The sequence below is a fragment of the Stenotrophomonas sp. YJH_SMC_65 genome (genome assembly GCF_059369475.1).
Map to the genome: position 1 here is coordinate 105,753 of NZ_JCAFSR010000006.1, position 21,313 is coordinate 127,065.

Annotated in this window: 18 protein-coding genes; 8 read left to right on the forward strand and 10 right to left on the reverse strand. The window is 66.3% G+C overall.

Going from position 1 to position 21,313, the window contains the following annotated elements; all coding sequences use genetic code 11:
- The first annotated feature begins 32 nt into the window (after window positions 1-32).
- The gene (locus tag AC5P7A_RS12815; protein WP_032960733.1) at window positions 33-1,814 is read left to right on the forward strand and encodes a glycoside hydrolase family 15 protein; all 1,782 of its coding nucleotides are present in this window, start codon (window positions 33-35) and stop codon (window positions 1,812-1,814) included.
- Window positions 1,811-3,175 carry an alpha,alpha-trehalose-phosphate synthase (UDP-forming) gene (gene otsA / locus AC5P7A_RS12820; RefSeq protein ID WP_014648191.1) on the forward strand — a complete coding sequence of 455 codons (1,365 nt, stop codon included), beginning with the start codon at window positions 1,811-1,813 and terminating at the stop codon, window positions 3,173-3,175. The genes AC5P7A_RS12815 and otsA overlap by 4 nt, the downstream gene beginning before the upstream one ends.
- Window positions 3,176-3,245: 70 nt before the next feature.
- On the opposite strand, the gene AC5P7A_RS12825 is transcribed toward otsA, so the two are convergent.
- Genes AC5P7A_RS12825 through rluD form a run of 4 tightly spaced genes read right to left on the reverse strand, consistent with a single transcriptional unit; the run spans window position 3,246 to window position 5,944 of the window.
- Window positions 3,246-3,683 (reverse strand): thiol-disulfide oxidoreductase DCC family protein, encoded by a 438-nt coding sequence (locus AC5P7A_RS12825; protein WP_111206591.1) that lies wholly within the window; start codon window positions 3,681-3,683, stop codon window positions 3,246-3,248.
- Window positions 3,658-4,164, reverse strand: a complete 507-nt coding sequence (locus AC5P7A_RS12830; RefSeq protein WP_049440363.1) for a DUF4166 domain-containing protein — start codon at window positions 4,162-4,164, stop codon at window positions 3,658-3,660. The genes AC5P7A_RS12825 and AC5P7A_RS12830 overlap by 26 nt, the downstream gene beginning before the upstream one ends.
- A gap of 20 nt (window positions 4,165-4,184) precedes the next feature.
- On the reverse strand, window positions 4,185-4,955 hold the full coding sequence (gene pgeF / locus AC5P7A_RS12835) for a peptidoglycan editing factor PgeF (protein ID WP_111206593.1): 771 nt from the start codon (window positions 4,953-4,955) through the stop codon (window positions 4,185-4,187).
- Complete coding sequence (rluD, locus tag AC5P7A_RS12840; RefSeq protein WP_014038257.1) at window positions 4,955-5,944, reverse strand: 23S rRNA pseudouridine(1911/1915/1917) synthase RluD; 990 nt, start codon at window positions 5,942-5,944, stop codon at window positions 4,955-4,957. Before rluD ends, pgeF begins: the two co-directional genes overlap by 1 nt.
- A 113-nt stretch (window positions 5,945-6,057) precedes the next feature.
- Between rluD and AC5P7A_RS12845 the strand changes: the two genes are divergently transcribed.
- Entirely contained in the window at window positions 6,058-6,945 is an 888-nt protein-coding gene (locus tag AC5P7A_RS12845; RefSeq protein ID WP_032960726.1) for an outer membrane protein assembly factor BamD, read from the forward strand.
- 199 nt (window positions 6,946-7,144) lie between these two features.
- Complete coding sequence (locus AC5P7A_RS12850) at window positions 7,145-8,347, forward strand: lipase family protein (RefSeq protein ID WP_495220194.1); 1,203 nt, start codon at window positions 7,145-7,147, stop codon at window positions 8,345-8,347.
- Between the two features lie 142 nt (window positions 8,348-8,489).
- Here AC5P7A_RS12850 and AC5P7A_RS12855 read toward each other — a convergent pair whose 3' ends face one another.
- The 3 genes from AC5P7A_RS12855 to sucC all read right to left on the reverse strand — a co-directional run bounded on the left by AC5P7A_RS12855 (window position 8,490) and on the right by sucC (window position 12,371).
- The gene (locus tag AC5P7A_RS12855) at window positions 8,490-10,124 is read right to left on the reverse strand and encodes an NAD+ synthase (protein ID WP_111206597.1); all 1,635 of its coding nucleotides are present in this window, start codon (window positions 10,122-10,124) and stop codon (window positions 8,490-8,492) included.
- Window positions 10,125-10,305: 181 nt separating this feature from the next.
- Window positions 10,306-11,181 carry a succinate--CoA ligase subunit alpha gene (sucD, locus tag AC5P7A_RS12860; protein WP_005410793.1) on the reverse strand — a complete coding sequence of 292 codons (876 nt, stop codon included), beginning with the start codon at window positions 11,179-11,181 and terminating at the stop codon, window positions 10,306-10,308.
- A 20-nt stretch (window positions 11,182-11,201) separates the two neighbouring features.
- Window positions 11,202-12,371, reverse strand: coding sequence for an ADP-forming succinate--CoA ligase subunit beta (gene sucC, locus AC5P7A_RS12865; protein WP_004154430.1), 1,170 nt, complete (start codon window positions 12,369-12,371; stop codon window positions 11,202-11,204).
- A 405-nt stretch (window positions 12,372-12,776) separates the two neighbouring features.
- Here sucC and AC5P7A_RS12870 point away from each other — a divergent pair, with 405 nt between their 5' ends.
- Window positions 12,777-14,390: a sensor histidine kinase gene (locus tag AC5P7A_RS12870; protein ID WP_049440369.1), complete on the forward strand. Its 1,614-nt coding sequence runs from the start codon at window positions 12,777-12,779 to the stop codon at window positions 14,388-14,390.
- Window positions 14,391-14,450: 60 nt separating this feature from the next.
- Window positions 14,451-15,824: a sigma-54-dependent transcriptional regulator gene (locus AC5P7A_RS12875; RefSeq protein WP_126411296.1), complete on the forward strand. Its 1,374-nt coding sequence runs from the start codon at window positions 14,451-14,453 to the stop codon at window positions 15,822-15,824.
- Between the two features lie 114 nt (window positions 15,825-15,938).
- On the opposite strand, the gene pilB is transcribed toward AC5P7A_RS12875, so the two are convergent.
- The 3 genes from pilB to AC5P7A_RS12890 form a co-directional block, all read right to left on the reverse strand.
- Window positions 15,939-17,669: a type IV-A pilus assembly ATPase PilB gene (gene pilB, locus AC5P7A_RS12880; protein WP_014648200.1), complete on the reverse strand. Its 1,731-nt coding sequence runs from the start codon at window positions 17,667-17,669 to the stop codon at window positions 15,939-15,941.
- 224 nt (window positions 17,670-17,893) lie between these two features.
- A complete protein-coding gene (locus AC5P7A_RS12885) occupies window positions 17,894-18,301 on the reverse strand; it encodes a pilin (RefSeq protein WP_053495123.1) in 408 nt (135 codons plus the stop codon).
- Window positions 18,302-18,393: 92 nt separating this feature from the next.
- Window positions 18,394-18,822 carry a pilin gene (locus AC5P7A_RS12890; protein WP_053495122.1) on the reverse strand — a complete coding sequence of 143 codons (429 nt, stop codon included), beginning with the start codon at window positions 18,820-18,822 and terminating at the stop codon, window positions 18,394-18,396.
- A gap of 353 nt (window positions 18,823-19,175) precedes the next feature.
- Here AC5P7A_RS12890 and AC5P7A_RS12895 point away from each other — a divergent pair, with 353 nt between their 5' ends.
- Window positions 19,176-20,435 carry a type II secretion system F family protein gene (locus AC5P7A_RS12895; RefSeq protein WP_053495121.1) on the forward strand — a complete coding sequence of 420 codons (1,260 nt, stop codon included), beginning with the start codon at window positions 19,176-19,178 and terminating at the stop codon, window positions 20,433-20,435.
- An 8-nt stretch (window positions 20,436-20,443) separates the two neighbouring features.
- The gene (locus AC5P7A_RS12900) at window positions 20,444-21,307 is read left to right on the forward strand and encodes a prepilin peptidase (RefSeq protein WP_180835125.1); all 864 of its coding nucleotides are present in this window, start codon (window positions 20,444-20,446) and stop codon (window positions 21,305-21,307) included.
- Window positions 21,308-21,313 lie beyond the last annotated feature (6 nt).

Consider the following 21,313-nt stretch of genomic DNA (forward strand, 5'->3'; position numbering starts at 1 on the left):
CCCCCACGGCCGCAACCGAGATGTACCGCGTGATGACCCAACCCGATCTTGATCTGGGCGTGGTCGGCAACGGCAGCTTCGGCGCCCTGGTCGACAAACGTGCCCGCGTTGTCTGGAGCTGCCTGCCCACCTTCGACGGCGACCCTACCTTCTGTGCGCTGCTCGGCCCCAACCAGCAGACCGGTGGCGACTTCGCCATCGAGCTGGAAGACTTCGCCAGCAGCGAGCAGGAATACCTCACCAACACGGCGATCCTGCGCACGGTGCTCCGCGACGCGCACGGCGGCGAACTGGAAATCCTGGATTTTGCCCCCCGCTGGCGGCAGAACGACCGCTTCTACCGGCCGGTCAGCCTGATCCGCCAGGTGCGTCCGCTGGCTGGCAGCCCGCGCATCACCGTGCGTGCGCGCCCGCTGGCCGACTGGGGCGCACGCGTGCCAGAGTCGACCTGGGGCAGCAACCATGTGCGCTGGATCCTGCCGGAGCACGTGCTGCGGCTGACCACCGATGTGCCGGTGCGCTTCGTGCGCGATGGCCTGCCGTTCGTGCTCAACCATCCCATCCACCTGATCCTGGGCGTGGATGAGTCACTCAACCGGTCGATCAGCGGCTACGTGCAGGAAGCCTTCCAGCGCACCCGCGACTACTGGCGCGAATGGGTGCGCTACCTGTCCATTCCACTGGAGTGGCAGGACGCGGTCATCCGCAGTGCGATCACGTTGAAGCTGTGCCAGTACGAGGACAGCGGCGCGATCATCGCGGCGATGACCACTTCCATTCCAGAAGCACCCGGCAGCGTGCGCAACTGGGACTACCGCTACTGCTGGCTGCGTGACGCAGCTTTCGTGGTGCGGGCGCTGAACCGTCTCGGCGCAACGCGCACGATGGAACAGTTCCTCGGCTACATCTTCAACCTGGCCACCACCGACGGCACGCTGCAGCCGCTGTATGGCATCGGCTTTGAAGCCAAGCTGGACGAAGACGAAGTGCCCAGCCTGTCCGGTTATCGCGGCATGGGCCCGGTACGCCGCGGCAACCTGGCCTGGGTGCAGCGCCAGCACGATGTCTACGGCAGCGTGGTGCTGGCCTCCACGCAGCTGTTCTTCGACCGCCGCCTGCAGGATCCCGGCGACGCGCACACATTCGCCCGCCTCGAACCGCTGGGCGAACAGGCCTTCGCCCTGCATGACGTGCCCGATGCGGGCCTGTGGGAGTTCCGTGGCCGCACCGAGGTACACACCTACACCAGCGCGATGTGCTGGGCCGCCTGCGACCGCCTGTGCAAGATCGCCGTGCGCCTGAAGCGCGATGACCGTGCACACTACTGGCGCGAGCGCGCCGACACCATCCATGCGCGCATCATGGCCGAGTCTTGGAATGAGGAACTGGGCCACTTCACCGATACCTTCGGCGGCCATCGCCTGGACGCCTCGCTCCTGCTGCTGGCCGACATCGGCTTCATCGATGCGATGGACGCCCGCTTCATCGCCACCGTCGATGCGATCGGCCGCGACCTCAAGCATGGCAATTCGCTGTACCGCTATGTCGCGCCGGATGACTTCGGTGAGCCGGAAACCAGCTTCACCATCTGCACGTTCTGGTACATCGATGCGCTGGCGGCGATCGGGCGCATGGACGAGGCGCGCGAGATGTTCGAGCTGCTGCTGAAGCAGCGCAACCACCTGGGCCTGCTGTCGGAGGATCTGGCCTTCGACAGCGGCGAGGCCTGGGGCAATTTCCCGCAGACCTATTCGCACGTCGGCCTGATCACTGCCGCGATGCGCCTGTCGCGGTCCTGGCAGGAGGCATCGTGAGTCGTCTGGTGGTGGTTTCAAATCGTGTGGCCGTACCCGGCGAGAACCGCGCCGGCGGCCTGGCGGTCGGCCTGCTGGCCGCCCTGAAGGAACGCGGCGGCCTGTGGTTCGGCTGGAGCGGCAAGACGGTAAAGGACGGCAGCGGCACGCTGCACCGGCAGAAAGACGGTGACATCGACTACGTCACCATGGACCTGAGCAAGCGCGAGGTGGACGGCTACTACAACGGCTTTGCCAACCGCACGCTGTGGCCGCTGCTGCACTTCCGCCTGGATCTGGTCGACTACGACCGTGCCACCCGCGAGACCTACCACAAGGTCAACGCACTGTTCGCCGACAAGCTCGCGCCCTTGCTGCGCGAGGATGACATCGTCTGGATCCACGACTATCACCTGATCCCGCTTGGCGCACTGCTGCGCGAGCGTGGCATCGGCTGCCGCATCGGCTTCTTCCTGCACATCCCGATGCCCTCGGCCGACCTGCTGCAGGCGATGCCCGACCACCTGCGGCTGTTCTCCGCGCTCTACGCGTATGACCTGGTGGGCTTCCAGACCCAGCGCGATGCCGATCGCTTCCAGACCTACCTGCGCCTGTTCGGCGGCGGTCGGGTACTCGCCAACGGGGAGCTGGAGGCACCGGGCGGGCGTCGTTTCCGCGCGGCGGCGTTCCCGATCGGCATCGACACCGAGCTGATCGCGCGCCAGGCCGGTACCGCCGCCACCAAGGCCGCCGTAAAGAACCTGCGCGCGAGCCTGCGTGATCGCCAACTGGCGATCGGCGTTGATCGCCTGGATTATTCCAAGGGCCTGCCCGAGCGCTTCCTCGGCTTCGAACGGTATCTTGAGCGCCATCCCGACCAGCGCGGGTCGCTGACCTACCTGCAGATCGCCCCCGTCTCGCGCGGTGATGTCACCGAGTACCGGCAGCTGCGCAGCCAGCTGGAGCAGATCGCCGGCCACATCAACGGTGGCCACGCCGAGCCGGACTGGACACCCCTGCGCTACGTCAACCAGAACTTCACCCATGCCACCCTCACCGGTTTCTACCGTGCAGCGGCGGTGGGGCTGGTCACGCCGCTGCGTGATGGCATGAACCTGGTGGCCAAGGAATACGTGGCCTCGCAGGACCCGGAGGACCCGGGCGTGCTGGTGCTGTCGCTGCTGGCCGGCGCCGCCGACGAACTCAAGCAGGCACTGCTGGTGAACCCGCACGACCTGGATGGCGTTGCCGACGCCATCGCCACCGCGGCGACGATGTCGCTGCGCAAGCGCAAGGAGCGCTGGCACGCCATGATGGAGCACCTGCGCACCTACGACATCAACCACTGGCGGCGCAGCTACCTGGACGCACTGGAAGGCTGAGAAAAAAGGGGACGGAGGGGATTAAGTCGTTTGTGCACAAACGACTTAATCCCCTCCGTCCCCTTTTTCTTCAATCCAGGAATCGCGCTGCCTGCTCCGGTGCGGGCAGATGACAGGCATCATGCCGCCCGAACCAGCGGTAGCGGTTGCGGGCCAGCGCGCGGTACGCCGCGTCGCGCAGTCCGCGCGGCAGCACCTTCAGTACGCCGCTCAGGCGCCATCCACCGCCCAGCCCGGCCAGTACACGCAGGATGGCATCGGTATCGGTCCAGGTGCCCTGCGCATCCAGCAGCAGGAACGACATCGGGTCCTGCGGGTCCAGCCCGTGCGCGCGCAACATCGCGCTGCCCTGCTGCCCCTGCATCGCCGCAAAACGGTAGCGCCCCTTGCGGTCGAAACGCAGCAGGAAGCGCACCCAGCGGTTGCACAGGGCGCACACGCCGTCGAACACGATCACCGCGCTGCCAGTCCCGGCGGCGCCGTCACTGTGGTTCGAGCCAGCCTTCATAGCGGATCAGGGCTCCGGCCCAGGGCAGCGTCACATCGACCAGGAAAGTGTAACGCTCGCCGCGCCAGGCTTCACGGCAGCGCACACCGCCGAACCAACGCGTCGGCAGCGGCAGCAGCCCGAACGCCCAGACCCGCCGCACCGACCAGTCGATGCCACCCTCGCGGGCCTGCAGCGCGAACTCGAAGCGAACCGCGCCCAGTTGCTCGCGCAGAAGCCCTTCGTGCGCCCACAGCCGCGACACCATCGGCCAGCGGCCAAACCGCCGCGCCCACTGCTCGCCCTGCCCGCGTGCACTGAACGCCACTTCGGTGGGCAGCGCGTCGCCGTCCTTCGGCAACCGCGCCAACGTGGCCAGCAGCGGCACCAGCCAGTGCCGCCCCCTCACGATGCGCGCCTGCCCCACGTAACGGCAGGGCAACGGCGCGGCATGCAGCGCCTGCACCGGCGCTGCCAGGGTGGCGAAGGCCGGCCCCAGCACCCGCGCAAACAGCGACGGGGTCAGGGCGCGATCCAGGCCAGGGTCGCCATGCGCCCGGTACGACGGTCGCGCCGGTGCGAATACAGGTCAGGATCGGCCATGGTCGACACCGTGCCGCCATACACCTGCGCCGGGTCCATCCCCGCCGCCTGCAACCGCTGCCGCGCCAGCGCGAACAGGTCCACCTTCCAGTGGCCCGGCCGGGTCGCCACGAACGCCGCTTCGGCGGCCGGATCATGGCCGACGAAGGCGTGATAGACCTCCTCGCCGATCTCATAGTCGGACGGCCCGGCGGCCGGGCCCAGCCAGGCCCGCAGCTGCGCCGGCGGCGTCTGCAGGGCGGCCACCGTGGCCTCCAGCATGCCGTCAGCCAGCCCACGCCAGCCGGCATGGGCCGCACCCACCTCGCTGCCATCGGCCGCGGCAAACACCACCGGCAGGCAGTCGGCGGTCAGGATCGCCAGCACCACGCCCGGCACCGAAGTCACCGCGGCGTCGGCCACCGGTTCGCTGGTGCCGGGCACCGGTGGCGCGGTGAAGCGCAGCACGGTGCTGCTGTGCACCTGGCGCAGCCAGTGCGGTGCCGAGGGCAGTGCCAGCCCCTCCTGCAGCAGCTTGCGGTTGTGCTCCACGTTGGCCGGGGTATCACCATCGGCCGCGTGCCGGTTGCCGAGGTTGAACTGCGCGAACGGCGCCGGCGAAATGCCCGCGCCATGCCGGCGCGTGGTCAGCGCATGGACGCCTGCCGGCGCCGGCCAGTCCGCCTGCAGCAACGGCAGCGCGGCGGCCATCACCAGCGATCCCGCTCGCGGGCGGCGAAGGCTTCGCTGTCTTCGCGCAGCACCTTCATCAGGTGCAGCATGTCCTCCGGCACCGGCGCGGTATTGCGCACCGGCTCACCGGTGATCGGATGCATGAACTCCAGGGTCTCGGCGTGCAAGGCCTGGCGCTTGAAGCCGCGCAGCGCGGCCACCAGCTCGTCGCTGGCACCCTTGGGCAGCTTCAGCGCACCGCCGTACAGCGGGTCGCCGATGATCGGATGGCGCACGTGTGCCATGTGCACGCGGATCTGGTGGGTACGGCCGGTTTCCAGGCGGCACTCCAGCGCGGTGTGCGCACGGAAGCGCTCGCGCAGGCGGTAGTGGGTCACCGCTTCCTTGCCGTCTTCGCGCACCGCCATCTTCAGCCGGTCGCGCGGGTGGCGGTCGATCGGGGCATCGGCGGTACCGCCTGCCACCAGCGCGCCCATCACGATGGCCAGGTACTGGCGGTGCACGTCACGGGCCGCCAGTTGCTCGACCAATGCAGTCTGCGCTTCCAGGGTCTTGGCCACCACCATCACGCCGCTGGTGTCCTTGTCCAGGCGGTGCACGATGCCCGCGCGCGGCAGCACCGCCACCGAGGGGTCGCGGAACAGCAGCGCGTTGACCAGGGTGCCGCTGTGGTTGCCGGCGCCGGGGTGGACCACCAGGCCGACCGGCTTGTTGATCACCAGCACATGCTCGTCCTCGAACAGCACGTCCAGCGGGATGTCCTCCGGCTGGGCGTCGGTCTGGGTTTCCAGCACCACGTGGAGGGTCACCACCTCGCCGCCGCGCAGCGGATCGCGCGGGCGCACCTGGGCGCCGTCCAGCAGGACGTCACCGGACTTGATCCACTCGGTCAGGCGCGAACGCGAATATTCGGGGAACAGTTCGGCCACGACGGCATCGAAACGACGGCCGGCGGCGGTGTCAGGGACGATGGCCTGGCGGGCCGATTCAGAGGGTTGTTCAGACATGGCAGGGGGCATTCTTTGAAATTTTGGGGTCCCGGCGGCCGGTTTCAGTCGCTGGACAGGACACTAGGCTATCATCGACCCTTCGTATTCCAGCCGCGTCCCGCCTCGACCCCATGATCCGACGCTCCGCCATGCTCTCCGCGCCCGTCCGCCTCACCGCCCTGCTGCTGGTGCTGGTCATCGCCGCAACCGGCTGCCACCGCGGCGCCAAGAAGGGTGATCGCCCCGACGAAGGCGTGCCGGTCGAACAGCTGTACGAGAAAAGCCACAAGCTGATGCAGGGCGGCAACTGGAGCGGCGCCGAAGCCAGCTTCCGCCGCCTGGTGGCCCAGTATCCGTACGGCCCGTACACCGAGCAGGCGATGATCGAAACCGCCTACGCCCAGTACAAGGCCGGCAAGCACGATGACGCCGTCTCCAGCATCGACCGTTTCATCCGCACCTACCCGACGCACCGCAACATTGCGTACCTGTACTACCTGCGCGGCCTGGCCAATTCCAACCGCAGTACGGTTTTCCTGCGCCGCGTATGGTCGCTGGATGCCAGCCGCCGCGACCTGTCCACGCCGCACCAGGCGTACTCGGACTTCAACATCGTGGTTGATCGTTACCCGAACAGCCGCTACGCCGCCGATGCGCGCCAGCGCATGCTGGAGCTGCGTGACGTGTTCGCCCAGCACGAGCTGGACAACGCCCTGTACTACATGCGCCGCGGCGCCTGGGTCTCGGCCGTGGGCCGCGCCAACTACCTGCTGGAAACCTACCCGCAGAGCGCCTTCCAGTACGACGCCGTGGCCGTGCTGGCCGATTCCTACACCCACCTGGGCAACAAGACCCTGGCCGACGACGCCCGTCGCGTCCTGCAGCTGAACCAGCCGGATCACCCGTGGCTGGAAGGCAAGTGGCCGAAGTACCCGTGGATGATCCGCAAGCTGAACCCGTTCGCCGGCGAGAAGTCCGCCAGCACCGGCCAGCGCAACGCGCGACTGGAAAAGAAATAAGAGAGGGCCCCGAAAGGGGCCCTTCTTCTTTGTGGAGTCGAGCCACGCTCAACTGCTTTCCTCATCCGCCTCCCCGCGCCGGGGCCGGCACCTAGGAATGCTACGAATCCAGCGCGGATGCGACGCCGGTCGCAGCCCGCCTGGGCGAGGCGCTCCACACTGCGGCGCAACGGCCACACCGGCCATCACGGAGCGTCCCATGGCCCCACTGCGCTGCAGTTTCCGTCCCCTGTCCTGCCTCATCGCCACCGCCCTGCTGGCGCTATCCCCGCGCCCCCTGGCCGCTGCACCGGCCGCGCCGGGCGATCTGCTGTCTGCTGCCCCCTATCGCGCGTCATGGGTGCCGTCCAGGGCCGCGCAGGCCTACAAGCTGCACTACCGCACCCCGGACCACCGCGGCCAGCTGGCCGAAGGCACCGGCCTGCTGTACCTGCCCGCCGGCGCGGCGCCTGCGGGCGGGTGGCCGGTGGTGTCCTGGGCACATGGCACTCAGGGCATTGCGGATCGCTGTGCGCCCTCGGTCTCCGGCCCCACCCATGCCGAACGCGACGGACGCTTCCTGGACGTGTTCCTGGCCCAGGGCTATGCCGTCGCCGCCGCCGACTACCAGGGCCTGGGCAGCCCAGGCAATCATGCCTACCTGCACGTGCGTACCGCGGCGCGCAACGCCATCGACATGGTCAAGGCCAGCCGCCAGTACCTGGGGACGGCAACATTGTCGCCGCGCTGGGTCTCGGTCGGATATTCGCAGGGGGGCGCGGCCGCATTGACAGCAGGCCATCTGGCCGCCTCCCATGGCGGCCCATCCCTGCAGTACCGCGGCAGTTTCACCGCCGGAACGCCCACCGCAGTCGAACTGACCGCGCTGGTGATGAATCCCGGCAACCGCACCGCCAATCCTGGCGCACCCAACGCATATCACGCGTATCTGCTCGACGGCCTGCTGCAGGCCGCGCCTCAGATCGACCGCGTCCTCAGCGACGCAGGCCGTGCCCGTGTGGCAGTGGCCCGCGAGCAGTGCCTGAGCGAACTGACCGCCACGCTGGACGGCGCCGATACCGGCAGCATGTTTACTGCACCACTGACCAGCGTGCCGGGCATCTGGGCGGTGCTGTACGACTATCTGGGTGTACCGCGCCGCGGCTTCAGCCAGCCGCTGATGCTGGCCCATGGCAGCGAGGACCGCGACGTGCCCTATCTGACCACCCTGCTGTACGCCGCAAGCCTGGCCTTGCGAGGTGAGCCGGTCGCGTTCCGGCGCTACCCGGTCGATCATCGCGACACGCTGGATGCGGCGGCGGCGGATGCCCTGGCGTTCGTGCGTGCACGACTGGAGGGCGACCACTTCAACGACGCTGCGGAGATCGCAGGCCTCGAACAACGGCTCGACGAAGCCCGGTAGATCCACGCCATGCCGGATACGCGATCCAGGAAGTTGCCGGCCAGCGGCCGGCACTACCGAATGCAGTAGATCCACGCCATGCGTGGATACGCGCTATAGGGCGTTGCCGGCCAGCGGCCGGCACTACCTGCCAACCGCTGCCTCAGCCCTTGTAGCCGTTGCTGATCGGGTAACGACGCTCGCGGCCAAAGGCGCGGCGCGAGACCTTCGGCCCCGGCGCGGCCTGGTGCCGCTTCCACTCGCTGATGCGCACCAGCCGCAGCACGCGGTCGACCACGGCCGCGTCATAGCCGGCCGCCACGATCTCCGTGCGCGACTGCTCCTGGTCGATGTAGCGGTACAGGATGCCGTCCAGCACGTCATAGGCCGGCAACGAATCCTGGTCCAGCTGGTTCTCGCGCAGCTCGGCCGACGGCGGGCGGCTGATCACCGCCGGCGGGATCACCGGTGCGCCGCCCACGGTATTGCGCCACTTGGACAGGCCGAACACTTCGGTCTTGTACAGGTCCTTCAGCGGCGCATAGCCACCGCACATGTCGCCGTAGATGGTGGCGTAGCCGACCGCGTACTCGCTCTTGTTGCCGGTGGTCAGCAGCAAGCCGCCGAACTTGTTGGCCAGCGCCATCAGGATCACCCCGCGGCTGCGCGACTGCAGGTTCTCTTCGGTCACGTCCGGCGCGGTGCCCTCGAACATCGGCGCCAACGCTTCCATCAGGCCCTTGAACGCCGGCTCGATCGACACCGTCTCCAGCTTCACGCCCAGCGCCTGGCACTGCTCGGCCGCCAGGTCGTTGGACAGGCCCGCGGTGTAGCGCGACGGCAGGCGCACGGCGGTTACGTTCTCCGCGCCCATCGCGTCGACCGCCATGGCCAGCACGATCGCCGAGTCGATGCCGCCGGACAGGCCCAGCCACACTTTCTTGAAGCCGTTCTTGCGGCAGTAGTCCTGGATGCCACGGGTCACCGCGCGCCAGGCCAGCGCGTCCATGCTCTCGTCGCCGTCGTCCATCCACACGTGCGGCATGAAGCGGCGGCTGGCGCCGTCGTACTCCACCACCAGCCACTGGTCGACGAAGGCAGCAGCGGCCGGGTGCACCGTGCCATCACCGTCGGCCACCACCGAGGCGCCATCGAACACCAGCGCGTCCTGGCCGCCAACCACGTTGAGATAGGCGATCGCCGCCCCGCTCTCGCGGGTACGTGCAGCCAGCACGGCGTCGCGCTGGGCATGCTTGCCACGCTCGTACGGCGAAGCATTCGGCACCACCACCAGCTGCGCACCGGCGCGCATGGTGTCGGCCAGCGGCTCGGCAAACCACAGGTCCTCGCAGATCAGCAGGCCAACCGGAATACCGTTGACCTCGAACACGCAGCTGCCGCCATCCGGATCGACATCGAAGTAGCGGCGCTCGTCGAACACGGCGTAGTTGGGCAGCTCACGCTTGCGGTAGGTCTGCTCGACCAGGCCGTCACGCAGCACGCTGGCGGCGTTGTAGACCACCGCGCCAGCCGCCTGCGGCCAGCCGACCACGGCGGTGATGCCGCGGCAGGCGGCAGCGATGCGGGCCATCGCCTGCTCGCACTCGTACAGGAAGCCCGGGCGCAGCAGCAGGTCTTCCGGCGGGTAGCCGCTCACCGCCAGCTCGGGGAACATCACCAGCTCGGCGCCGTACTCGTCGCGCGCCTGGCCGATCATCTCGATGATGCGCTCGGTGTTGCCGGCGACATCGCCGACCGGGAAGTCGAACTGCGCCATCGCGATGCGGATCGAAGCCATGGGATTCCAGCCTGTGGTTGCAATGCCGCCATTGTAACGCCGGGGTCAGATCCGTTTTGCGCAGCAAAAGGGATCTGGCCCCACACCAGACGCAGAAAGGCCGCCCGGAGGCGGCCTTTCTGTGTTCAAGCAGCCGGCCAGCGGCCGGCTCTACAGCATCGTCTGCCGGAGGCAGTCGATCTTATTTCACCAGCTTGGCGATGGCAGCGCCCAGATCGCCCGGCGAGCGGACGGTGACAACACCGGCAGCTTCCATGGCGGCGAACTTGCCTTCGGCAGTGCCCTTGCCGCCCGAGGCGATCGCGCCCGCGTGGCCCATGCGCTTGCCGGCCGGAGCCGACGCACCGGCGATGAAACCGACGACCGGCTTCTTCACGTGGTTCTTGATGTACTCGGCGCCGGCTTCTTCAGCGTCACCGCCGATCTCGCCAACCATGATGATGCCTTCGGTCTGCGGGTCTTCGTTGAACAGCTTCAGGCAGTCGACGAAGTTCAGGCCGTTGATCGGGTCACCACCGATGCCGATGCAGGTGGACTGGCCCAGGCCGACTTCGGTGGTCTGCTTGACCGCTTCATAGGTCAGGGTGCCCGAACGCGACACGATACCGATCTTGCCCGGCTGGTGGATGTGGCCCGGCATGATGCCGATCTTGCACTCACCCGGGGTGATGACGCCCGGGCAGTTCGGCCCGATCAGCACGGTGTCCGGATGCGAACGGGTCAGCACGTTCTTGACGCGCAGCATGTCCAGCACCGGGATGCCTTCGGTGATGCAGACGATGACCTTGATGCCGGCAGCAGCGGCTTCCAGGATCGCGTCGGCCGCGTACGGCGGCGGCACGTAGATGACCGAAGCGTTGGCGCCGGTGCTCTGCACGGCGTCGGCAACGGTGTTGAAGACCGGCAGGTCGATGTGGGTGGTGCCACCCTTGCCCGGGGTCACGCCGCCAACAACCTGGGTGCCGTACTCGATCATCTGAGTGGCGTGGAAGGTGCCCTGCTGGCCGGTGAAGCCCTGCACGATCACCTTGGTGTTCTTGTTAATCAAAACAGACATGGGAATTCCTTGGTGTCGAATCAGGCAGCGTTCTTGACAGCTTCAACGATCTTCTTGGCGCCATCGTTGATGTTGTCAGCCGGGATGATGGCCATGCCGCTGTCGCGCAGCAGCTGCTTGCCTTCTTCCACGTTGGTGCCTTCCAGGCGCACCACGACCGGAACCTTGACGCCCACTTCCTTCACGGCGGCGATGATGCCTTCGGCAATCATGTCGCAGCGGACGATGCCGCCGAAGATGTTGACGAAGATGCCTTCAACCTTGTCCGAGGACAGGATCAGCTTGAACGCCTCGATGACGCGCTGCTTGTTGGCACCGCCGCCCACGTCCAGGAAGTTCGCCGGCTCGCCGCCGTTGAGCTTGATGACGTCCATGGTGGCCATGGCCAGGCCGGCGCCGTTCACCATGCAGCCGATGTTGCCGTCCATGGTGACGTAGTTGATGTCCAGCTCCGAAGCGATCACTTCGGTCGGATCTTCCTGGGTCTTGTCGCGCATGGCGACCAGGGCCTTCTGGCGGAACGCGGCGTTGTCGTCGCTGTCGAACTTGCCGTCCAGCGCGTACAGGTTGCCGTCGTCCAGGATGGCCAGCGGGTTGATTTCAACCAGGGCCAGGTCCTTTTCGTTGAACAGGCGGTACAGGTTCACCATGATGCTGGCGAACTGGCCGGCCTGCTTGGCAGTCAGGCCCAGCTTGAAGCCGAAATCACGGCCGTGGTAACCCTGCACGCCTTCGACGAAATCGACGTTCAGCGAGTGGATCAGCTCCGGGGTTTCAGCAGCAACCTGCTCGATTTCCACGCCGCCTTCCGAAGAGGCGATGTAGGTGATGGTCTTGGTGCCACGGTCGACCAGCACCGACAGGTACAGTTCCTTGACGATCTCGCCGGCGGTGGTCACCAGCACCAGGTTGACCGGCAGTTCAACGCCTGCGGTCTGGTAGGTGGCCATCTTGGTGCCGAGCATCTTGGCCGCAGCGGCCTTCACGTCGTCGGTGGTCTTGCAGAACTTGACGCCGCCAGCCTTGCCGCGGCCGCCAGCGTGGATCTGCGCCTTGACCATCCAGGGGCCCTGGCCCAGGGAGTTGGCAGCGGCAACCGCTTCGTCCGGGGTCGCAGCGACCTTGCCGGCCGGGACCGGGATGCCGTACTCGGCAAGCAGTTGTTTTGACTGGTATTCGTGGAAATTCATGCGTCACCGTGGGAATAGGAACGACCGCACGCAATTCCTCAGGGCCCCGGCGGGGCGCCGGCATGGACCGCGGCGGGCCCACTATTGTGGCCGAGCCGGCGCCGGGGCGCAAAGAAGTCTGTACAAAACGCCAGACCCGGCCAGATTTCCGCGGTCATTCAGGCAGTTGCGCCCGGCGGCCCACTGGCCACCGGTATCCATCCCGGGCCAAATGCGCGATCCGGGCGGCTCCGGCGGCGCCCTGCCTGGGGCCCTATACTGGCCGACCAAGGTGTGTAGAGCCGGGCTTGCCCTGCTGCTTCCACCGCAGGCCACATCGAAGCGACGTGCCCGCCCGGCCTCAGGGGACGCCAGGCAGGCCCGCCGCAGCGTCCAGACCCAGGCAGCCAGAAGGGGAGTTCCGGCGTGTCACCCAGTGCTTCATTGATCGACCGCATCGAATCGATTCCGCGGCGTGAGCTGTATTTCTTCGCGCTGTACCGGGTGCTGATCGCCTCGGTCATCGCCGCCCTGCTCTACAGCCCGCTGTCGGCCATGGTCGGCGAAGCCCACCACCCGCGGCTGGCCGACACCGTCGCCGCCATCTACCTGGTGCTGTCCCTGCTGGCCCTGGTGATCGGCCGCAACGAACGCTGGCTGCGCCCGATCGTGGTCAGTGGCGTGCTGGTGGACATCGTCGCCGCCACCCTGCTGTCGCATGCCCTGCCCGGTGCCAGCGCCGGCATCTCGATGTCGCTGCTGTTCAACATCGCCGCCGCCGCCACCCTGCTCCCGCTCAGCCTGGGGCTGGGCCTGGCGCTGGCCGCCAGCCTCGCCACCGGCGTGGAGTACACCTGGAAGCTGCTGGAAGGCGGCGATCCCACCCGCACCCTGGCCGAACTGGCCATGTTCGCCACCAGCTACCTGGCGCTGGCCTTCATCAGTTACCAGGTCGGCAGCCGCGCGCGCCGCAACCAGCAGCTGGCCAACCAGCGCGGCGATGAAGTGGCCAACCTGTTCCAGATCAACGAGCTGATCATCCGCCGCATGCGTACCGGCGTGCTGGTGGTCGACGCCGACAACCGCGTCACCCTGGCCAACGAGGCCGCCGCGATGCTGCTCGGTGACAACGACGGCAGCGGCGAAAGCGGCCGCCTGGACCTGGCCAGCGCCGCCCCGGAACTCGCCCGTCGCCTGCAGCGCTGGCGCAATGGCTGGGCGCAGGACGAACTACCGCTGCAGCTCAACCCCGACCAGCCCGAAGTGCAGCCGCGCTTTGCCCGCCTGCTGGCCGGCAGCGACCTGGCCCTGGTGTTCCTGGACGACTCCAGCGTGGTCTCGCGCCGCGCCGAATCGCTCACCCTGTCGGCGATGGGCCGCTTCTCGGCCAGCCTCGCCCACGAGATCCGCAACCCATTGGCCGCGATCAACTACGCGGTGCAGCTGCTGGAAGAAGGCACCGGCTTCAACGAAAGCGACCGCCGCCTGCTGCAGATCATCCGCCAGCAGTGCCAGCGCACCAACGGCATCGTCGAAAGCGTGCTGGGCCTGGCCCGGCGCGAGCGCGCCACGCCGGAGAACGTCGACCTGGCCGCCTTCGTGCGCCGCTTCGTGCTGGAGTACAAGCAGGGCCAGACGCTGGAGACCGACAGCATCGAGCCGATCATCAACGACACCTCGGTGCTGGCCCAGGTCGACACCAAGCACCTCTACCAGGTGCTGACCGTGCTGGTGCACAACGCGCTCAAGTACGGGCGCATCGGCCAGCAGCCGGCGCGGGTGCGCCTGCGCGTGGCGCAGCACGAGCGCAGTGCGGTCATCGACGTGATGGACCGTGGCCCCGGTATTCCCGAGAGCGTGGCCGCACAGTTGTTCCGGCCGTTCTTCACCACGTCCGAGCATGGCACCGGGCTGGGCCTGTATATCGCCCGCGAGCTGTGCCGGGCCAACCAGGCGCGGCTGGACTACATCCCGGTTCCCGCTGGAGGCTCCTGCTTCCGCCTGGTGCTGCCCGGCCCGCATACGCTGTTGCCCACCTGATCTCGATTCTGTGCGTCAAACATTTGTCGCTTCCAGCCCCCTCGTTTATCTTTCACGCCCATGAACGAAACCCGCAGCGCCCTCGTCGTCGACGACGAACGCGACATCCGCGAACTGCTGGTACTGACGCTCGGCCGCATGGGGCTGCGCATCAGTACGGCAGCCAACCTTGCAGAAGCGCGCGAACTGCTGGCCAGCAATCCGTACGACCTGTGCATCACCGACATGCGCCTGCCGGACGGCAATGGCATCGAGCTGGTCAGCGAGATCGCGCAGCACTACCCGCGCACGCCAGTGGCGATGATCACCGCCTTCGGCAGCATGGACCTGGCCGTGGAAGCGCTGAAGGCCGGCGCCTTCGACTTCGTCAGCAAGCCGGTGGATATCGCCGTGCTGCGCGGCCTGGTCAAGCACGCGCTGGAACTGAACAACACCGAGCGCCCTGCACCCGGCCCCGCCGCCGAACAGGGCGCACGCCTGCTCGGCGATTCGCCGGCCATGGACGTGCTGCGTACCACCATCGGCAAGGTCGCGCGCAGCCAGGCGCCGGTCTACATCCTCGGCGAATCCGGCGTGGGCAAGGAGCTGGTCGCACGCACCATCCACGCCCAGGGCGCCCGCGCGGCCGGCCCGTTCGTGCCGGTCAACTGCGGCGCCATTCCCGGCGAGCTGATGGAAAGCGAATTCTTCGGCCACCGCAAAGGCAGCTTCAGCGGCGCCCACGCCGACAAGCCCGGGCTGTTCCAGGCCGCGCACGGCGGCACCCTGTTCCTCGACGAAGTGGCCGAGCTGCCGCTGCAGATGCAGGTGAAGCTGCTGCGCGCGATCCAGGAGAAGTCGGTGCGCGCGGTGGGCGCGGCTGCCGAGGAGCCGGTGGACGTGCGCATCCTCTCGGCCACCCATAAGGACCTGGCCGAGCTGGTCGAGGACGGGCGCTTCCGCCACGACCTCTACTACCGCATCAACGTGATCGAACTGAGGGTGCCGCCGCTGCGTGAGCGTCGCCAGGACCTGCCGGAACTGGCCGCATCGGTACTGGCACGGCTGGCCCGCAGCCATGGCCGCCCGACGCCGTTGCTGGCGCCGTCGGCGCTGGACGCACTGGCCCAGTACGCCTTCCCCGGCAACGTGCGCGAACTGGAGAACATTCTGGAACGCGCGCTGGCACTGGCCGAGGAAGATTGCATCGGCGCCGACGACCTGCGCCTGCCGCAGCACGCCCCGCGCACGCCCGGCAGCGCAGCACACGCCGAAGCCGTGGTGGACCTGCAGCCCGGCAGCGCCGCCCTGCCCTCGTACATCGAACAGCTCGAGCGCAGCGCCATCCAGCGCGCGCTGGAAGAGAACCGCTGGAACAAGACCCGCACCGCCGCGCAGCTGGGCATCACCTTCCGCGCGCTGCGCTACAAGCTGAAGAAGCTGGGGATGGAGTAAGGACAGGGCCCGACGCGGGCCACCCCATCCACGCACGACGCAGATCTACTGTAGAGCCGAGCCCACGCTCGGCTGCTCTTCGAACCATCAGCCGAGCATAGGCTCGGCTCTACCTCAATCCTTGGTAACGCGGTTGATCTCGGCCAGGCTGGTGACACCCGCCGCCGCCTTCTTCAACGCCGACTGGCGCAGATCGTTCACCCCGATCTGCTGTGCGGCCTCGGCAATCTGCAACGCATTGCCACCGGCCAGCACGATCGTGGCGATCTCGTCGGTCATCGGCATCACCTGGTAGATACCGGTGCGGCCCTTGTACCCCTCGGTGCACTCGTCACAGCCGACCGCCTCGTACAGCTCGATACCCGCATCCAGCTGCGCCTGGGTAAAGCCCTCGGCCAGCAACGCATGTTCGGGCAGGTTGGCTGGGCGCTTGCAGTTGTTGCACAACCGGCGCGCCAGGCGCTGGGCGATCACCAGCGTCACCGAGCTGGTGATGTTGTACGGCGCGATGCCCATGTTCATCAGGCGCGCGATGGTCTGCGGTGCATCGTTGGTGTGCAGCGTGGATAGCACCATGTGGCCGGTCTGCGCCGCCTTGATCGCGATCTCGGCCGTCTCCAGGTCGCGGATTTCGCCGACCATGATGATGTCCGGATCCTGTCGCAGGAACGAGCGCAGTGCCGCGGCGAAGGTCATGCCGCGCTTGTTGTTCTGCTGCACCTGGTTGACGCCTGGCAGGCGGATTTCCACCGGGTCTTCGGCGGTGGAGATGTTGCGCGTCTCGTCGTTGAGGATGCCCAGCGCGGTATACAGCGACACCGTCTTACCCGAACCGGTCGGGCCGGTCACCAGCACCATGCCGTAGGGCTTGTGGATGGCGTCCAGGAACAGCTTCTGCTGGTCCGGCTCGTAACCCAGCTTGTCGATGCCCAGCTTGGCCGCGCTGCCGTCCAGGATACGCAGCACCACCTTCTCGCCGAACAGGGTCGGCAGCGTGCTCACGCGGAAGTCGATCTGCTTGGTCTTGGACAGGTTGAGCTTGATGCGTCCGTCCTGCGGCACGCGCTTCTCGGCGATGTCCAGCTGCGCCATCACCTTCAGGCGCGCGGCGATGCGCTGGTTCAGCTTCACCGGCGCGCGCGCGACCATCTTCAGCAGGCCATCGATGCGCAGGCGCACGCGATAGTCGTCTTCATAGGGCTCGAAGTGGATGTCCGAGGCGCCCTTGCGGATCGCGTCCACCAGTACCTTGTTGACGAACTTCACCACCGGGGTGTCATCACCCTTGGCATCGATGCCGGAGTCGCCACCGGCGCCGAGATCCTCGTCTCCGGCCGCAACATCCAGGTTGCCCATGCCATCGTCGTCACCGCCCAGCGCGTCGCCCAGCGTGTCATGGCTGGCATGCCACTGCTCGAGCGTGCGGCGGATCTGGTCTTCATCCACCAGGATCGGCTCCACCACCAGATTGGTGTGGAACTTGATCTCGTCCAGCGAATGGGTCGGATTGCTGGTACCCACGAACAGCTTGCCGCCGCGCTTGAACAGCGGCAGCACGTTGTGCTTGCGCAGCAGCTCCTCGCTGACCAGGCTCATCGCGTTCTGGCTGGCGTCGAACGTGGACACGTCGAACAGCGGCATGCCGAACTCGACCGCGTTGGCCGCCGCCAACTGGGCCGCCCCGACCACCTTGTTCTGCGCGAACCAGGTCGGCAGCGGCTGGCGGGCCGCAGCGGCCTTGGCCATGGCGTCGCGGGCGGAAGCCTCGTCCAGCGCACCATCCTGGACCAGGCGACGGGCCAGGCCGGTGATGCCGACGAGATTGGCGGTGGTTACGGCGTTCATATGGATCCTTGGCTCATCATGGGTCAGGCAGTGCGGCGCGCCTTCCAGAGGCACCGCACAGGGCAGCAGAACCTGCCGCGACCCGATGGCCGACGACGACGCCAATCCTTCAGCATGACTGCCTCGCCCGGCACTCCCAGCCCGGCAGGCACGATCCTGACTCCCCCGGGGATGATAGCCCCGTCAACGGCCCGCCAACATCCCATTGGCAGGCCGAAGTGTGATCAACAGCCGGTTGGGCGATAGCGCGCTTCGAAGGCGCTGCCGTCGCAGGTCCAGGTGCCGTCGGCTGCGCGCTTTAGGTACAGGATTTTACCCTTTATCGACGGTGCCCCATCGACTACGCAGCTGATACTGCCCACCCCGGCTTCATCCAAGACAGCGGATACAGCAGTGCAACGAGACGTCGGATAAAGACCGACGAACTCCGCATTCACCAGACTCGCGTTGCGGCTGTCTTGGGCTACAGACTCAACCGTAGTCTTGCCGGGCCTGATATCCGCCAACGCAGCGGTCAATTGCGATCTCGCGACAAAAGTTTGGTACACAGGAATCGCGATCGCCGATAGGATCGCGATGATCGCGACCGCGATCATGAGCTCAATCAGAGTAAAACCGGCATGCCTTAACATCGCGCCTCCCCATCAGGCTCGAATTAGTTGGATAGCCTCCAAACGAAGAAGGCCCCGACAACGCGGGGCCCTCCTTCGATCACTGCTAAGTATCAGCCCTGGCAGGTAGCCGGAGCATACTTCGGCTTGTCGGCAGCAGCCAGATCGGACTTGCAGCTCCAGTTGCCGTTGGCGTCACGCTCCAAGGTGATCTTCTTGGTGGCAACCTTCGGGTTACCCTTCAAGGTGCACACAATCGAACCAGCGCCGGTGTTATCCGGAGCGGTCGCGGTGAGCGCGCAACGATCGCTATCCTTCAGGCCCAGGTTCGATACAGTGGTGTACTGCGTGCCGTCAGTGACACCGTCATTCACCTTGGTTTCGTAGGCAGTCTTGCCGGCCGAAACTTCGGCGAGGCCTGCCGTGAACTGCGACTTGGCTACGTAGTTCTGGTACTGCGGCAGGGCGATGGCAGCCAGGATTGCAATGATCGCAACGACGATCATCAGTTCGATAAGGGTGAAGCCCTTCTGGTTCTTCATTTGGTACATCCCCAAGATAGTGGTGGTTGATTTCAGAGCGCAGGATCGGTCTGGCCGGCGGCCAGCTGAGCGGGTCCTGCCCCCTGCGGGTGGATCAACGCAGGTTGCGTGCCAACCCGGCACGCCTCCCCCTGGATTTCCCCGCGCCCATGATGGCAGCTATTTCACGGATGGGAACCCCCCGGATGCGAATCTGCGATGGACGCGGCAATGTGACGCAGTGCGTCACCTTTGGCCGGCGCCGGGCACGAAATTGCATTCCGCCCCCCTTACCAACTGCCCAGACGGGCGTGAACCCGCTACCATCAGCCGCTAGACGCCCGCCTGGGGATGGTGGGTCTTGGGGAGCCGATATGTCTGTCAGTCGCAGTACGATCAAGAAGCAGCCCGTGGCGCGTGGCACTACGGAGCTGCAGCCGTTTGTCTGGGAGGGGACCGACAAGCGGGGCGTAAAGATGAAAGGGGAGCAGGCGGCAAAGAATGCCAATCTGCTGAGGGCCGAACTGCGACGTCAGGGCATCAATCCTGGCACAGTGAAGCCCAAGCCCAAACCTCTGTTCGGCAATGCCGGCAGCAAGATTTCATCAAAGGATATTGCCTTCTTCAGTCGGCAGATGGCCACCATGATGAAGTCGGGCGTACCTATCGTGGGTGCGTTGGACATCATCGCCAGCGGCCACAAGAACCCACGCATGAAGAAGATGGTGGATTCGGTCCGTACGGACATTGAGGGCGGCTCTTCTCTATATGAAGCGGTCAGCAAACATCCTGTGCAGTTCGATGACCTCTACCGGAACTTGGTCCGCGCTGGCGAAGGCGCTGGCGTGCTGGAAACAGTGCTGGACACTGTCGCAACCTATAAAGAGAACATCGAGTCCCTTAAGGGCAAGATCAAGAAGGCCTTGTTCTACCCAGTCATGGTAATGGCGGTGGCACTCGTCGTCAGTGGCATCCTGCTGGTCTGGGTGGTCCCACAGTTCGAGGACGTTTTCAAAGGGTTCGGTGCAGAACTACCGGCGTTCACCCAGATGATCGTGAACCTGTCGCGGTTCATGGTGTCCTGGTGGTGGTTGATGTTACTGGTGCTGGCGGGCGCGGTTGCTGGCTTCATCGCTGCCTACAAACGCTCGCCTAACATGCGGCACACCATGGATAGGCTCATCCTCAAGGTGCCAGTGATCGGCCAGATCATGCATAACAGCTCCATTGCGCGCTTCGCCCGGACGACCGCAGTGACATTCAAAGCTGGTGTGCCCTTGGTCGAAGCGCTTGGAATCGTTGCAGGTGCCACAGGTAACAAGGTCTATGAGGAATCCGTGCTCCGTATGCGCGACGATGTCTCAGTAGGCTATCCAGTCAACATGGCCATGAAACAGACCGCGCTGTTCCCGCACATGGTCATCCAGATGACCGGTATCGGTGAAGAGGCCGGTGCCCTGGACGCGATGCTGTTCAAGGTTGCGGAGTATTATGAACAGGAGGTCAGCAATGCGGTCGATGCCTTGAGCAGCCTGCTGGAACCGATGATCATGGTATTCATTGGCACCATCGTCGGCGGTATTGTTGTCGGCATGTACCTGCCCATCTTCAAACTTGGCGCCGTCGTCGGCTAAAGGTATCAATGGCATTTCTCGACCAGCATCCCGGCCTCGGCTACCCCGCCGCGGCCGCCCTGGGGCTGCTGCTGGGCAGTTTCCTCAACGTCGTCATCCTGCGCCTGCCCAAGCGGCTGGAGTGGCAGTGGAAGCGCGATGCGCGCGAGGTCCTGGAAGAACCGGACTTCTACGAACCCCCGCCACCGGGGATCGTGGTCGAGCCTTCGCACTGTCCGCACTGCAAGCACAAGCTGAGCTGGTACGAGAACATCCCGCTGTTCAGCTGGATCATCCAGGGCGGCAAGTGCCGCCACTGCAAGGCGCCGATCTCGCTGCAGTACCCGCTGGTCGAGGCCCTGACCTCGGCGTTGGTGCTGGCCTGCGTCTGGCAGTTCGGCTTCGGCTGGCAGGGCTTCGGCGCCATCGTGCTGACCTGCTTCCTGATCGCCTTGTCCGGCATCGACCTGCGCACCCAGCTGCTACCCGACCAGTTGACCCTGCCACTGATGTGGCTGGGCCTGATAGGCAACATCGACAACCTGTACATGCCGGCCAAGCCTGCCTTGGTCGGCGCGGCGGTGGGCTATCTGTCGCTGTGGATGGTCTGGTGGCTGTTCAAGCAGCTGACCGGCAAGGAAGGCATGGGCCACGGCGATTTCAAGCTGCTGGCCGCCCTCGGCGCCTGGTGCGGGTTGAAGGGCATCCTGCCGATCATCCTGCTGTCGTCGGTGCTGGGCGCCATCATCGGCTCGATCTGGCTGTACACCAGGGGCCGTGACCGCGCCACGCCGATCCCGTTCGGCCCCTACCTGGCCATCGCGGGCTGGCTGTACTTCATGTGGGGCGCGCCCGTGGTGGAGCAGTACCTGGTGTTGAGCGGACTGCGCTGAGGGGAA